The organism is Candidatus Tisiphia endosymbiont of Ditula angustiorana, from assembly GCF_964026425.1.
Lineage (GTDB): Bacteria > Pseudomonadota > Alphaproteobacteria > Rickettsiales > Rickettsiaceae > Tisiphia.
The window spans coordinates 1,079,462-1,092,363 of sequence record NZ_OZ032143.1 but is presented as its reverse complement, the minus strand read 5'-3'; the positions used below and the strand labels follow the sequence as shown (position 1 = coordinate 1,092,363).

General features: G+C 31.3%; 19 protein-coding genes. 10 read left to right on the top strand and 9 right to left on the bottom strand.

What is annotated here, in order from left to right:
- Positions 1-64 precede the first annotated feature (64 nt).
- On the top strand, positions 65-265 hold the full coding sequence (locus AAGD29_RS05165) for a hypothetical protein (protein ID WP_341757316.1): 201 nt from the start codon (positions 65-67) through the stop codon (positions 263-265).
- Here AAGD29_RS05165 and AAGD29_RS05160 read toward each other — a convergent pair.
- The 3 genes from AAGD29_RS05160 to AAGD29_RS05150 form a co-directional block, all read right to left on the bottom strand.
- A complete protein-coding gene (locus tag AAGD29_RS05160) occupies positions 258-1,388 on the bottom strand; it encodes a hypothetical protein (RefSeq protein ID WP_341757315.1) in 1,131 nt (376 codons plus the stop codon). The genes AAGD29_RS05165 and AAGD29_RS05160 overlap by 8 nt on opposite strands.
- Positions 1,385-2,755 carry a hypothetical protein gene (locus AAGD29_RS05155; RefSeq protein ID WP_341757314.1) on the bottom strand — a complete coding sequence of 457 codons (1,371 nt, stop codon included), beginning with the start codon at positions 2,753-2,755 and terminating at the stop codon, positions 1,385-1,387. The genes AAGD29_RS05160 and AAGD29_RS05155 overlap by 4 nt, the downstream gene beginning before the upstream one ends.
- A gap of 206 nt (positions 2,756-2,961) precedes the next feature.
- Positions 2,962-3,348, bottom strand: a complete 387-nt coding sequence (locus AAGD29_RS05150) for a helix-turn-helix transcriptional regulator (protein WP_341758761.1) — start codon at positions 3,346-3,348, stop codon at positions 2,962-2,964.
- Positions 3,349-3,864: 516 nt separating this feature from the next.
- Here AAGD29_RS05150 and AAGD29_RS05145 point away from each other — a divergent pair.
- Both AAGD29_RS05145 and AAGD29_RS05140 read left to right on the top strand, forming a co-directional pair.
- Positions 3,865-4,098: a hypothetical protein gene (locus AAGD29_RS05145; RefSeq protein WP_341757305.1), complete on the top strand. Its 234-nt coding sequence runs from the start codon at positions 3,865-3,867 to the stop codon at positions 4,096-4,098.
- A gap of 117 nt (positions 4,099-4,215) precedes the next feature.
- Positions 4,216-4,440, top strand: coding sequence for a hypothetical protein (locus AAGD29_RS05140; protein WP_341757306.1), 225 nt, complete (start codon positions 4,216-4,218; stop codon positions 4,438-4,440).
- Here AAGD29_RS05140 and tnpB (AAGD29_RS05135) read toward each other — a convergent pair.
- Both tnpB (AAGD29_RS05135) and AAGD29_RS05130 read right to left on the bottom strand, forming a co-directional pair.
- Positions 4,437-4,790 (bottom strand): IS66 family insertion sequence element accessory protein TnpB, encoded by a 354-nt coding sequence (gene tnpB / locus AAGD29_RS05135; RefSeq protein ID WP_341757307.1) that lies wholly within the window; start codon positions 4,788-4,790, stop codon positions 4,437-4,439. The two genes, AAGD29_RS05140 and tnpB (AAGD29_RS05135), sit on opposite strands and share 4 nt — an antisense overlap.
- Entirely contained in the window at positions 4,778-5,206 is a 429-nt protein-coding gene (locus tag AAGD29_RS05130; RefSeq protein WP_341757308.1) for a hypothetical protein, read from the bottom strand. The genes tnpB (AAGD29_RS05135) and AAGD29_RS05130 overlap by 13 nt, the downstream gene beginning before the upstream one ends.
- A gap of 588 nt (positions 5,207-5,794) precedes the next feature.
- Here AAGD29_RS05130 and AAGD29_RS05125 point away from each other — a divergent pair.
- Genes AAGD29_RS05125 through AAGD29_RS05105 form a run of 5 tightly spaced genes read left to right on the top strand, consistent with a single transcriptional unit; the run spans position 5,795 to position 9,385 of the window.
- Positions 5,795-6,184 carry a dihydroneopterin aldolase gene (locus AAGD29_RS05125; protein WP_341758760.1) on the top strand — a complete coding sequence of 130 codons (390 nt, stop codon included), beginning with the start codon at positions 5,795-5,797 and terminating at the stop codon, positions 6,182-6,184.
- Positions 6,184-7,452 (top strand): dihydropteroate synthase, encoded by a 1,269-nt coding sequence (gene folP, locus AAGD29_RS05120; RefSeq protein ID WP_341757313.1) that lies wholly within the window; start codon positions 6,184-6,186, stop codon positions 7,450-7,452. The genes AAGD29_RS05125 and folP overlap by 1 nt, the downstream gene beginning before the upstream one ends.
- A gap of 4 nt (positions 7,453-7,456) precedes the next feature.
- A complete protein-coding gene (locus AAGD29_RS05115) occupies positions 7,457-7,978 on the top strand; it encodes a dihydrofolate reductase (protein ID WP_341757312.1) in 522 nt (173 codons plus the stop codon).
- Positions 7,966-8,628 carry a CADD family putative folate metabolism protein gene (locus AAGD29_RS05110; protein WP_341757311.1) on the top strand — a complete coding sequence of 221 codons (663 nt, stop codon included), beginning with the start codon at positions 7,966-7,968 and terminating at the stop codon, positions 8,626-8,628. The genes AAGD29_RS05115 and AAGD29_RS05110 overlap by 13 nt, the downstream gene beginning before the upstream one ends.
- Positions 8,609-9,385 carry a coenzyme F420-0:L-glutamate ligase gene (locus AAGD29_RS05105; protein WP_341757310.1) on the top strand — a complete coding sequence of 259 codons (777 nt, stop codon included), beginning with the start codon at positions 8,609-8,611 and terminating at the stop codon, positions 9,383-9,385. The genes AAGD29_RS05110 and AAGD29_RS05105 overlap by 20 nt, the downstream gene beginning before the upstream one ends.
- A gap of 146 nt (positions 9,386-9,531) precedes the next feature.
- Here the strand turns inward: AAGD29_RS05105 and AAGD29_RS05100 are convergent, their stop codons facing one another.
- Positions 9,532-9,804, bottom strand: a complete 273-nt coding sequence (locus AAGD29_RS05100) for a transposase (RefSeq protein WP_341757309.1) — start codon at positions 9,802-9,804, stop codon at positions 9,532-9,534.
- A 186-nt stretch (positions 9,805-9,990) separates the two neighbouring features.
- Between AAGD29_RS05100 and AAGD29_RS05095 the strand changes: the two genes are divergently transcribed.
- Together AAGD29_RS05095 and tnpB (AAGD29_RS05090) are read left to right on the top strand one after the other, a co-directional pair.
- Entirely contained in the window at positions 9,991-10,419 is a 429-nt protein-coding gene (locus AAGD29_RS05095) for a hypothetical protein (RefSeq protein WP_341757308.1), read from the top strand.
- Positions 10,407-10,760: an IS66 family insertion sequence element accessory protein TnpB gene (gene tnpB / locus AAGD29_RS05090; protein WP_341757307.1), complete on the top strand. Its 354-nt coding sequence runs from the start codon at positions 10,407-10,409 to the stop codon at positions 10,758-10,760. The genes AAGD29_RS05095 and tnpB (AAGD29_RS05090) overlap by 13 nt, the downstream gene beginning before the upstream one ends.
- On the opposite strand, the gene AAGD29_RS05085 is transcribed toward tnpB (AAGD29_RS05090), so the two are convergent.
- From AAGD29_RS05085 to AAGD29_RS05075, 3 genes are all read right to left on the bottom strand, one after another.
- On the bottom strand, positions 10,757-10,981 hold the full coding sequence (locus tag AAGD29_RS05085) for a hypothetical protein (protein ID WP_341757306.1): 225 nt from the start codon (positions 10,979-10,981) through the stop codon (positions 10,757-10,759). The genes tnpB (AAGD29_RS05090) and AAGD29_RS05085 overlap by 4 nt on opposite strands.
- Before the next feature lie 117 nt (positions 10,982-11,098).
- On the bottom strand, positions 11,099-11,332 hold the full coding sequence (locus AAGD29_RS05080) for a hypothetical protein (protein ID WP_341757305.1): 234 nt from the start codon (positions 11,330-11,332) through the stop codon (positions 11,099-11,101).
- Between the two features lie 585 nt (positions 11,333-11,917).
- The gene (locus tag AAGD29_RS05075) at positions 11,918-12,895 is read right to left on the bottom strand and encodes a pyruvate dehydrogenase complex E1 component subunit beta (RefSeq protein WP_341757304.1); all 978 of its coding nucleotides are present in this window, start codon (positions 12,893-12,895) and stop codon (positions 11,918-11,920) included.
- Positions 12,896-12,902 lie beyond the last annotated feature (7 nt).

Here is a 12,902-nt window from a genome sequence, read left to right as displayed (position 1 = left end):
CAATGTAATATTTTAATTGCAAATCAGTATATTATTTTTACTTCTTTTTCACCATTGTTATTTTGTGGGTAATAGTAAGGCTTTATACATGGCGGTATTGGCGGGGAAGAATGGTGTCAAGAATGGTTTTCAATATTTAAAAGCTTTATATGATAGGCTTGTTAACAATTTTAAACCTAAAAAGGTTGCTATAGTTGCATGCATGCGTAAACTACTTGAAGTGTGCCATAAACTTATTCAACAAAAACGTTGTTTTGTTATTTAGATAAATATTTTTTATTTTTTTGAAAATTTAGATAAAAGATAATTGCTGTTTTTGCATTCCTAAAAATATGAGCTTTTACCACGCTACTTGGTATAGAGTTCATTAATTTAGTAACAATGTCTTCTAAATAATTTTTATTATTCTTATCTCCATTTATTTCTACTATTTTCTGAGCAATAACATCGTGCATTTCGAAGATAGGATTAGTTTCATTTGGATCAGTATTGGAGATTAAAATGAATTTAGAGAGTTGATAAATATCATCATCAATGGTACTTTGATCATCAGTGATAAATTTTAGAAGTTCTTTTGAAAAAGATTGATTATTGATTAATGCTATTTTACTTAGTAATTTTTTTGTGTTAGGCATTAGTTCCTTGATTGCTAACGTAATATTTAGTTTAATCTTATCAGCAAATTGTTGAATTCTTTGCTTATATTCTTTCTTATCTAGACCTTGCACTTGGTTCAATAATTGTACCCCCTGCACTATAAGGATAGGGTAACCAACAAATTCTTGTGCTAGAAATTCTGCTGATTTTGGATCATTATTTTCTAAAATATTATTAGCAAGAGTAATAGCATCTTTCTTATCAAATGCTGTCATCTTAATTATACTGGGTAATCCATCACTATCTTGAGAACAAAATATAATATTACCGTTATGTTCCCAATTAATAAACTCTTGTATTTTCTGATTTTCTTTAACTTTTAAATTATCCAATACTAGCAACCATTTATCCTTACTGGATAAATAAGCCATTAGTTCTTTTTTTACTAAGGTTATATCTTCTGATATTAGATTAGATTTAAAAGTACTATTAATAGTTTTTGCTAGCTTCAACAATTCTTCATTAATATCTAAGTTACAGTCAATAAACCAAATAATATCATAATTCTGTCTGTTCTCATAAGAATACATTCTAGTAAGCTGAGTCTTCCCCATTCCACTAACACCTACTACACTTGCTTGTTTATATTTAGTTAAATTATTCTTGAGTAGAGTTAGTTGTTTGATGTGATTAATAAAATAAGTGACCGGTACAACAGAGTTGGATACTTGGTCTTGAGCAAGTGAAATACTGGACACAACTAATATTATTATTAATATATATTTCTTCATTTTTTCTTTCTGATACTATTTGAATATTTAGTAAAATCTAACCCTTGTTTTTGTACTGATTTATCTATTATTATAGGATAAGTAATTTCAACTATATTAGATTCGTCATCAGAAGATACACTGTACTTAAACTTATGCTCCTTTAGAGATTTGAATATTTTACGACAACTAAGTAGAAATACATCCATATATTCTAACACTATAGTTTCAGATAAATCCACCATTCTTTTTTCGTTTAAAGGAAAACTGTCATATTTAATAATAACTTTTTTGTTAGTAAAACTTATTTCCATTATTTTAGGAATTTCACTCTGCCTATCCATAAATTCCATTAAATTAAAAATAAGGCTAAAAATTAACTGATAAAAAACTTCGGTCGTACAATTAATATTAATTGTGTCTATATTAGTTTGTACCTTTAAGGCTATTGTAATGAAATAAGGAGAAAAATATTCTTCTAAATACTTAGTTAAATTTACTATATCTATTTCTTCAGGAGATGTATCGTATAAGCACATTGGAAATAAATAGTTACTTGGGGATATATTCTGAATTATTTTCTTATCACCTATACCCATTTCTTGCTTGATATACATCTCGGTTGCTTTTTTTATAAAGAGCTGCTTTAGTTTTTGATTAATTTTTTTGTTGCTCAGCAATGTACTATTAATCTTTTTTTCTTCGTATAAATCATGCTCTAATATATAAAGTCTCTCTTCCCTTCTTTTTTTTATTCTGAGGTAAACATACAAAAACAATGAGCAAATTAAAAAAGTCAAAACGACAGTTATAAAAGTATATTGGTACACTTTATTGTTGTTTAAAAGATAAAATTTAGAATTTTTGTTAATTCCTACTTTTATGGTCAAAACTGTGTTTAAATCAATTTGATAATCTTTTTTTAGATTTAAATTTTTTTTATAGTCTAGACCAAATGCAACACTATAATCATTGATTATGATTGCATAACCTATGTAATGGGGAAATATTTTATTTAAATTATCCCTTAGTTCTTGTAAATCAAATATAAACTCCTCTGCTGAATTTTTAATAGAAATTGTATATGGTGTGGTTTTTATTGTATTTTCGCTTATACCATTATTTGTTCTTGAAAAATTTTTAAATAGAAAAAAGGTTTTATTGTAGCTAGATTTGTTGAAGACTGTTGTCAAATCATGAGATAATAAACTACCAACACTATCTAAATAACCAGCAAGCATTAATTTTTCCTTTTCTTTTTGTAGATGTAAAAGGTAAATATAAAAACCAATATTAAAAAATAAAAAAACAATAATAGCAATAATGAACGATTTGAATTGCTGTATTAATTGTTGCATGATATTAGTTTGAACCAAACTTGTACTCAATCTATCTATTGCACTTCAAACTCAAACCTCATATAGATAGCAATAACATGTATTCATAATCTAGGCATATTTCCGTCTATATGCATTTAAAAATCATATCCAACTTAATTTTAACAATATCTACTAGTTGTTGTAAATCTTGTGTCTGTTTATCGCTTTCTCTTAGTCCATGTCTTGTTTTTCAAGCGCTATTACTAATTATAAGTTTATGATGTTTCAACTTCTTTAGTAATTAAAGATCGTATCAATGCATTAACCGCTTGCTGCTGCTCTGAACTACGAATTTTCATAAAATTCTTTGAAACCTCTATGTACATATGCTGATTTTCAACAAATACTGGCTGTACAGTATCAGCATCTTCTAAATCTTTATAAAAATACTCTATATTTTTATCTAGTGCTTTAGCAATAAGAACTAATCTACCTATTGATATTCTATTAATGCCCCTTTCGTATTTTTGTAACTGCTGCCCTGTTACTTCTACTATATCCGCCAATTGTTGTCGTGACAATCCTTTAGCAAGTCTTAGAGAATAAATCTTTTCTCCAATAAGTTGATCGATCTTATGTAAATAGTCATTTCTTCTTGCTATCATTTTTTTAACATTGATGGTATCATATCTTAAAAGCCTTCATTATACTTTTCAAGTTTTCTAAGATTATGCTATGATAAGTTACTTAGTGTGTCAATAATTTAATTTATTATTATAAAAGTAACCTTATTTTTGCCTTTGATATATCACTAATTTGTTGTTTATCAAAATTCTTCCAAATTTTAGGTTTGTCAATAATATATATTTATACTTTTTCTCAAATTAACGACGATTCCTTTCGCTTGTTACCTAGTTAATATCAATTATTTTTGCTCCTTGGTCTGTGGCGTAATATTGCTAGATATAGCGAACTCTCTAAATTCATCAAGTAGCATTTCTATAGTATACTTGCAGCAAAACTGCATAACTCTATTAAATTTTTTTGCTGGTATGAATTTATTTTATAAATTTGGGTTTCTACTATGCAAATATCACCGATTAATAAAAAAACTAGTTAAAAAAGTACCAGTCATATTATAACATTTGAAATATTAACAATAATGATAATTAATCGAAATGCAAAAGCCAAAAGTAGCGACCTTAAGTTCTGAAGAACGAGAAGAACTAATACAACATATTAAGGCAAGTTCATTAACAGGAGATGAACAGCAAGCGATAATAGAACTTGTGAAATTTTGTAACGAACTAATAGACAAGCTAGCATCATCAAATGTCAGTATAAATAAGCTTAAGGAAATGCTGATTGGTTTTAAGGCAGATAACAAAAAAAAGATAGTTCAGATTCATTAAAAGAACCGCCAAGTGAATCTGATAACGGGAATGGTGGTAATGAAGAAGAGTGCGATAAGCCCAAAAAGATAGATCGTAGTAATTGGCAAGGTAAATATGGGTTTGATGATTATAAGGATGCGAATACCAGCTATATTCTTTAAAACAATCAATAGTGCTGAGGTACATAGTGGTCTATATAGTATAGTAAAGACTTGTAGTGAGAATGAGATCAATGCCTTTAAATATTTAAATTGGCTACAAGAGCAGAGTAGCAAAGCAAAGAAGCATCCTGCGAATTATACCCCTTTTTCCTATGCAAGATATATGAATAATACGGAATTAATCAAGACAGCAGCTTAAATGACAGAACGCCAATCATTAGAGAGTTTGGCAGAACTAGGATCGCCATTATGAATAAGAATGTATAAGGTTCTATGGCAAATTTGATAAGATAAATTATCAGAAGGGAAGAGTTTTGCGGTAAATTTACCTTTGGATAGGCGTTTAGAGCATAGCCAAAAGCCTTGACCGTCAAAGGACAAAATTTTAATGGCAGTTCTGTTTTTATTATAGAATAAAAACAAGGAACCATTAAGAGGGTCAGAAGAAAGTTTTTGTCTACAAACAGCGATTAAGCCATCTATACCCTTGCGAAAATCGATGGCAATAGTGGCAACAAAAATAACTGACGCCGGGGTTAGTTGCAGCATAGAAATGTCTGAATTATGGTTTTTAGCTCTAGTGTTTGGATAATAAGCTTGGTACCATTTGGTTTAATAATGTGACAAGTATAGTAATTTTGTTTGGGGGCAGCTACAGGATCAGTAGCTATAGAATTTACTAGTTGAAATGGGACAAAATTAATATTTTGTTGTAGAGCTTGATTTGAAGTTGAGACAGGAGAAGTTTTGAGGGTAGGTTCATGGGCTTTTTTAATTGAACTAATTGTTGCTTTATTAATATTAAGATGTTTAGCTATCTCTTGGTAAGAATAATGATGGAGTAATTGGTGAACTAATTCCTTTAGATGGTTTGGTATGGGATCAAACTTGTTAGTTTTAGTTTGACGCCAAGCTTTAAATTGCTGAGCTACTTGCTCAATAGCACCAAACAAAATGCTAAGCATTATGTAATAACATAAACAAACTGTTGGTGGTGAGCTATGGTAAAAATAAAACCTTCTTTCAAACCAGTTTGTTAGGAGTAATTGATGGTATTTGCATAGTAGGAACCCAAATGTATAAAAAATTCATACTAGCAAAAAAATTAGATAAAGTTATGCAGTTTTGCTGCAAGTATACGTTGCTATAGTAGCTATGTATGCGTAAATTACTTGAAGTTTGTCATAAGCTTATTCAACAAAAACGCTTATTTGTTGTTAATCAATAATATTTTTTATTGATATAAAATACAGATAAAAAATATTTATTTTTTTAAAGATAATTGCTGTTGACAGATCAATTTTTTCATAATACATTTAATCGAACCGAGTTGCCAATTAATTTATAAGAGCAGAGCTAGGTTTATGAACGTTTGAGGTTAATTTGTAACATTAAAACACTCAATAAAAACTATATTTTTTAGAAATATGTTTGTATTGAAAATGTTTTAGTATCGAGTCTCACATGGAATCAGCTTTAAATATAGCTTTTGCCAGTATAATTAATTGGCAACTCGGGTTAATCAGTAAAATGAGGTTACATTCAATAAAAATATTTTTAAGCTTTCTATTATAGATTTTCGTATTTGGGTTCATCTTGGATGTACTGAGGAAGAGAAGGTTCATCCCCAAATGATTAGCCTTAATATTGACTTGTGTTTTGAGGTCTGTCCTCAAGGGGCTTATACAGATAAGCTAAAGGATGTTGTTTGTTATTCTAAGATAGTTGAGTTAATTACTGTCTTTTGTCAAGATAAGCACTTTAATCTTGTTGAGTATTTAACAGAATCTATTTATAAGGCAATTTTTGATTACTTAAATTCATTCCAACATCTAACCCAATCAATTAAAATTGAGACCCGTAAAGTTTCTCCTCCTGTACCAAATATTCATGGGGGTATTAGTTGGACGCATTACATTAATTTTATTAATGAGGATGGGTGATGATTTATATAAGCTTGGGATCAAATTTAAGTAATCGCCTCGATAATTTATGGGAATCTGTTAACTTAATTAGGCAATATTGTTTATCAAATATTAGATGTTCTATCATTCTTGAAACTAAGGCCATTTTACCATGCAATGCTTCTGATGACTGGGATAAGCCATTTCTAAACATGATAGTTGCTGGAGAGACAAACTTATCGCCAACAGAATTATTGCAATCATTGCAAAATATAGAAATAATTATAGGACGTCCTAGAGAGCATGAATTATGGGCTCCACGTGTTATTGATTTAGATATTTTGTTTTATAACGATCTAATTATAAACACAAAGAATCTTGTTATTCCCCACCCTAAACTGGAAAATCGTGATTTTCTCAAACATCTATTAGCATTAATGGGTAAAGAGCCATGGAAATTCCAACCAAGTATAGAGAACTCTTTTATAAAAAGCTCTGTCTTAAATCCTCGGTTGGTAGGAATCGTTAATATAACTAAGGATTCTTTTTCAGATGGCGGAAATTTTTATGAAACAAATAAAGCTATAAAACAAGTGATAAAGCTTGTAGAAGATGGAGTCAGCGTTATTGAAATTGGTGCTCAATCAACAAGACCTAATGCAACTATTCAACCTATTGAATCTGAATATGCTAAGTTAGATGAAGTGTTAGGGGAGCTTATGCCTATTATTACTGATAAAAAGATCGATATAAGTGTTGATACATTGCATCCTTTTATTGCTGTAAATCTTATAGAGAAATATCATATAAGATGGATTAATGATGTTGGTGGAGGGTTTGATGATAACACATTAAGGGCTATAGCAAAAGCTGGTTGCAAATTTTGTCTTATGCACTCTATTACTATTCCACCAAGCAAAAATCAGATTATACCTTTAAACGTCAAACCAATTGATTATATGATTCAATGGGGTAAGGGTGCTATACAAAGGCTTACTAAGCTTGGATTTACTCTAGAGAATATCGTTCTAGATCCTGGTATAGGGTTTGGCAAAACAGCTTATCAAAATATTGAAATATTAAGAACTATAGATCAGCTTAAAACCTTAGGTTCTTTAATAATGATAGGTCATTCTAGAAAATCATATATTCATGCTTTTTCTGAAGAACCCAATGTTTATGCTAGAGACATAGAAACAATTGGAGCTTCCTTGGCTATTAAAGATAAAGTAGATTTTTTACGAGTACATAATGTGAAAGATCATATGAAGGCTTTGGTTGCCTATCACTCATCTAATAACGAGTAATGGCATGATAAGCAAACAATCTAGGTCTATTATAGGAATCATGGCAGCAACAAAAGATGGGGTCATAGGACGTAATAATGCCTTACCATGGTATTATCCAGATGAAATCAAGCATTTTAGAGCTACTACCCACAACAGTATAGTTATTATGGGACGTAATACTTATCAATCTATGCCGAAAACACTATTTATAGACAGGCAGGTCTTTGTTTTATCTAATGATAACAACTTAAAATTAAATGATACTAAAGTTTTTACCTCTCTACAAAAATGTTTAGAACATCTTAAAGAATCGAAAACTAATGATAAGATTTTTATGATCGGAGGTAGACAAATAGCTCATTTATTTCTAGAACATAATTTAATTTCTTCCTTTATTCTTACAGAAATACATAAATTATATTCTGGTGATGTATATTTGGATCTTCGGTATTTCAGAAGATGGACGAGATATATACTAAAGAAATCAAGTGATTATACAGTTTATCTATTAAAAAATCCTGAGGAGGTTTCATGGAATTTATAAATAATTTGAATGATGCATTGGAAAAATGGTCTTTACTTAAACACCCATTTTACCAAGCTTGGAATAATGGTATCTTAAATAAGGATACACTGAACGTTTATGCACAAGAATATTATCATCATGTTGCTGCTTTTCCTAGATATATCAGTCAGATTCATGCTTTATGTGCTGATATCCGGGCTAGACAAGTCTTATTAGAGAATTTGGTTGATGAAGAACAAGGTGACAATAATCATCCAGAACTATGGTTACGTTTTATCGAAGGATTAGGTGTTTCTCGAGATGATGACAAGAATCCAAAATTTGAGTCAACAAAAAGATTGGTTAATGGTTTTTTTGAGTTAACTCAAACAGATTATTCTACTGGGCTTGGAGCCTTATATGCTTATGAAAGACAAACTCCAACCGTATCAAAAGTCAAGATTGATGGTCTGAAAAAACATTATAATATTCACAATCAAAGAACCTTAGAATTTTTCGTTGTTCATGCAAAAACTGATATATGGCATACCAATGAACTTATTAAGCTGATTAACAAACTTAATAGCATAGAACAAAAACAAGTACATTATGGAGCCGTGAAGGGAGCCAAATTACTTTGGCAATTTCTTGATGGGATGGAAGGGTTATATGCAAATTTATGCCATTAAAACTCATAAAATCCAATATGGTGAGTCATTACAAACTATATTGACTCAGTATATTGCGGATTTAAAAGAAGGGGATGTTGTAGCTATAACTTCAAAAGTAATTAGTGTATTAGAGGGGAGGTTTGTTAAAAAAGGTGATATTGATAAATATACATTAATTCTACAAGAGGCAGATCAAATATTAGAGACAGAAGAAAATAGATATGATATTTATTTAACTCTAAAAAATGGCTTACTAATTCCATCTGCGGGTATTGATGAATCTAATGTCGATGGTGTTTATGTATTATATCCTCAAGATGTTCAGAAAACAGCCTATTGGATTTGGCAATATTTGTGCAGTAAACATAATATTCGCGATCTAGGAATTGTTATAACCGATAGTCATGCAACTATTATGAGACGAGGTGTAACTGGAATTGCTCTTGGTTGGTGTGGTTTTAGCCCCTTATATTCCTATATTGGTAAGCATGATATTTGTAATCAATCTTTAAATGTCACACAAATTAATACATTAGATTCATTAGCAGGAGCAGCGGTTTTTGTTATGGGGGAAGGCAATGAGCAAACCCCTATAACTATTATTAAGCATGCTCCTCGTATGACCTTTCTTGACAGACCTCCATCGGAAGAGGAAAAACTTAGCATTGTCATTAGTATGGAAGAAGATTTATATGGTCCATTATTAAAATCAGCGAAATGGGTGATGAATAAATTAGGTTCTGTCCCATTTGGCAGGCTGCATGGTATACATTGAGAACTTTCTACCAGTTTAGGTTAGAATTTTTGCAAATTCCTTTAAAGCCTAATTATAACAAAGCTCTGCCTTTAACAGGGCTTTTATAGTTAGCCTCAAATAATCTAAAGAGTGAATTTTGGTCATAGGGGTAAAGAATGGGTCTATCAGAAAGATTGTGTAAGTATGATATCAGAGTTAGTCCATCTTTGATCGACATTTGCCCATTTTTGGTCATCAGTACCACAAAGTATGGCAAATTGATTCAAGGCAACTGACCAATCTTTAATTGGCATTGTCCACTTCTTTTGAGTGTTTGTCAATGCCAAAAATATTATTTTCTGAATTGATTTATCATCTGGAAATACCCCTTTATTTTTAATAATTTTCCTGATTTGCCGATTGGCTGATTCAATAGTATTATACTGATTATCTTTCAAAATAGAATTAAGTATACTTGCAGCAAAACTGCATAACTTTATCTAATTTTTTTGCTAGTATGAATTTTTTATACATTTGGGTTCCTACTATGCAAATACCATCAATTACTCCTAACAAACTGGTTTGAAAGAAGGTTTTATTTTTACCATAGCTCACCACCAACAGTTTGTTTATGTTATTACATAATGCTTAGCATTTTGTTTGGTGCTATTGAGCAAGTAGCTCAGCAATTTAAAGCTTGGCGTCAAACTAAAACTAACAAGTTTGATCCCATACCAAACCATCTAAAGGAATTAGTTCACCAATTACTCCATCATTATTCTTACCAAGAGATAGCTAAACATCTTAATATTAATAAAGCAACAATTAGTTCAATTAAAAAAGCCCATGAACCTACCCTCAAAACTTCTCCTGTCTCAACTTCAAATCAAGCTCTACAACAAAATATTAATTTTGTCCCATTTCAACTAGTAAATTCTATAGCTACTGATCCTGTAGCTGCCCCCAAACAAAATTACTATACTTGTCACATTATTAAACCAAATGGTACCAAGCTTATTATCCAAACACTAGAGCTAAAAACCATAATTCAGACATTTCTATGCTGCAACTAACCCCGGCGTCAGTTATTTTTGTTGCCACTATTGCCATCGATTTTCGCAAGGGTATAGATGGCTTAATCGCTGTTTGTAGACAAAAACTTTCTTCTGACCCTCTTAATGGTTCCTTGTTTTTATTCTATAATAAAAACAGAACTGCCATTAAAATTTTGTCCTTTGACGGTCAAGGCTTTTGGCTATGCTCTAAACGCCTATCCAAAGGTAAATTTACCGCAAAACTCTTCCCTTCTGATAATTTATCTTATCAAATTTGCCATAGAACCTTATACATTCTTATTCATAATGGCGATCCTAGTTCTGCCAAACTCTCTAATGATTGGCGTTCTGTCATTTAAGCTGCTGTCTTGATTAATTCCGTATTATTCATATATCTTGCATAGGAAAAAGGGGTATAATTCGCAGGATGCTTCTTTGCTTTGCTACTCTGCTCTTGTAGCCAATTTAAATATTTAAAGGCATTGATCTCATTCTCACTACAAGTCTTTACTATACTATATAGACCACTATGTACCTCAGCACTATTGATTGTTTTAAAGAATATAGCTGGTATTCGCATCCTTATAATCATCAAACCCATATTTACCTTGCCAATTACTACGATCTATCTTTTTGGGCTTATCGCACTCTTCTTCATTACCACCATTCCCGTTATCAGATTCACTTGGCGGTTCTTTTAATGAATCTGAACTATCTTTTTTTTGTTATCTGCCTTAAAACCAATCAGCATTTCCTTAAGCTTATTTATACTGACATTTGATGATGCTAGCTTGTCTATTAGTTCGTTACAAAATTTCACAAGTTCTATTATCGCTTGCTGTTCATCTCCTGTTAATGAACTTGCCTTAATATGTTGTATTAGTTCTTCTCGTTCTTCAGAACTTAAGGTCGCTACTTTTGGCTTTTGCATTTCGATTAATTATCATTATTGTTAATATTTCAAATGTTATAATATGACTGGTACTTTTTTAACTAGTTTTTTTATTAATCGGTGATATTTGCATAGTAGAAACCCAAATTTATAAAATAAATTCATACCAGCAAAAAAATTTAATAGAGTTATGCAGTTTTGCTGCAAGTATACCTTGAAGCGGCTGATGCGAGTGCATTTTAACTTTTTTCATCATTCAATATGTGATTTTAATAATTAAAATCACATATTGAATGGAGTGTTATATTTTAACAATCAGGTGGGCGGCCGCTTCAAACCTGATTGTTTCTATATATAACACGAAAGTTCAATGTAACAAGGAATTCAGGTTTTGGTAAACATTCAGGGTGGTTTAAAAGTCACAATCAATAGTTGGTATTTATTTTGTAATCAGAAACAATACGGTAAAAAATAGTGTTTACATAGCAAAAAGATGCCATGCCTAGCTAAAAGCGGGAATCCAAAAAATGACCTGCAAAGGCTATTAGATATTATGGATTTCCGCCTACGCGGGAATGACATCGGTAGTGGTTAAACTGACGACGCCAATTCTTGAAGTTCTACCTAAGTATAACACACTTTCTTCACAGCACTAATAACATCTTCTATAGTTGGCAGTGCTAATTTTTCTAGATTAATAGCATATGGTAGAGGAACATCCTTACCCGAGATAATCTCTATAGGAGCATCTAGATAATCAAATGCTTGGTTCATTACCATACTAGCTATAGTTGCACCAACACCTGCAAAAAACCAGCCTTCTTCTATAACAACCAACCGATTAGTTTTTTTAACCGACTCTAATATAGTTTCTATATCTAAGGGCTTGATAGTTCTTAGGTCGATTACCTCACAGTTAATGCCACTATCATACAAACTATTTGCTGTATCTAAGGCCAACTTAACTTGCAAAGAAAATGTTACTATTGTGACATCATCACCTTCAATAAGTTTCTTAGCCTGACCAAATGGAATTGGTTCTATTATTTCGGGGACTTCAAAACTATGACTATAGAGAATTTCATTTTCTAGAAAAATAACCGGGTTATCGTCACGAATAGCAGTCATTAGAAGCCCTTTGTGATCTTCTGCACTATAGGGAGCTACTACCTTAAGCCCCGGAATATGACTATAACAAGCTGTATAATTGTGACTATGTTGGGCAGCAACTCGACTTGCTGCCCCATTTGGTCCACGAAATACTATTGGACATTTAATAGTTCCACCAGACATATAATGAGTTTTAGCTGCAGAGTTAACTATTTGATCCATTGCTTGCATGGCAAAATTAAATGTCATAAATTCAACAATGGGACGAAGCCCAGCAAATGCCGCTCCGATAGCCACACCAGTAAAACCATGTTCTGTTATTGGCGTATCAATTACCCTTTTTGAACCAAACTGCTCTAATAACCCTTGGGTTATCTTATACGCTCCTTGGTACTGAGCAACTTCTTCTCCCATAATAAAGATACTATCATCTCTTAACATTTCTTCTTGCATTGCTGCACGTAAGGCTTCCCGTACCGTCGTTTGTAACATGTTTCTA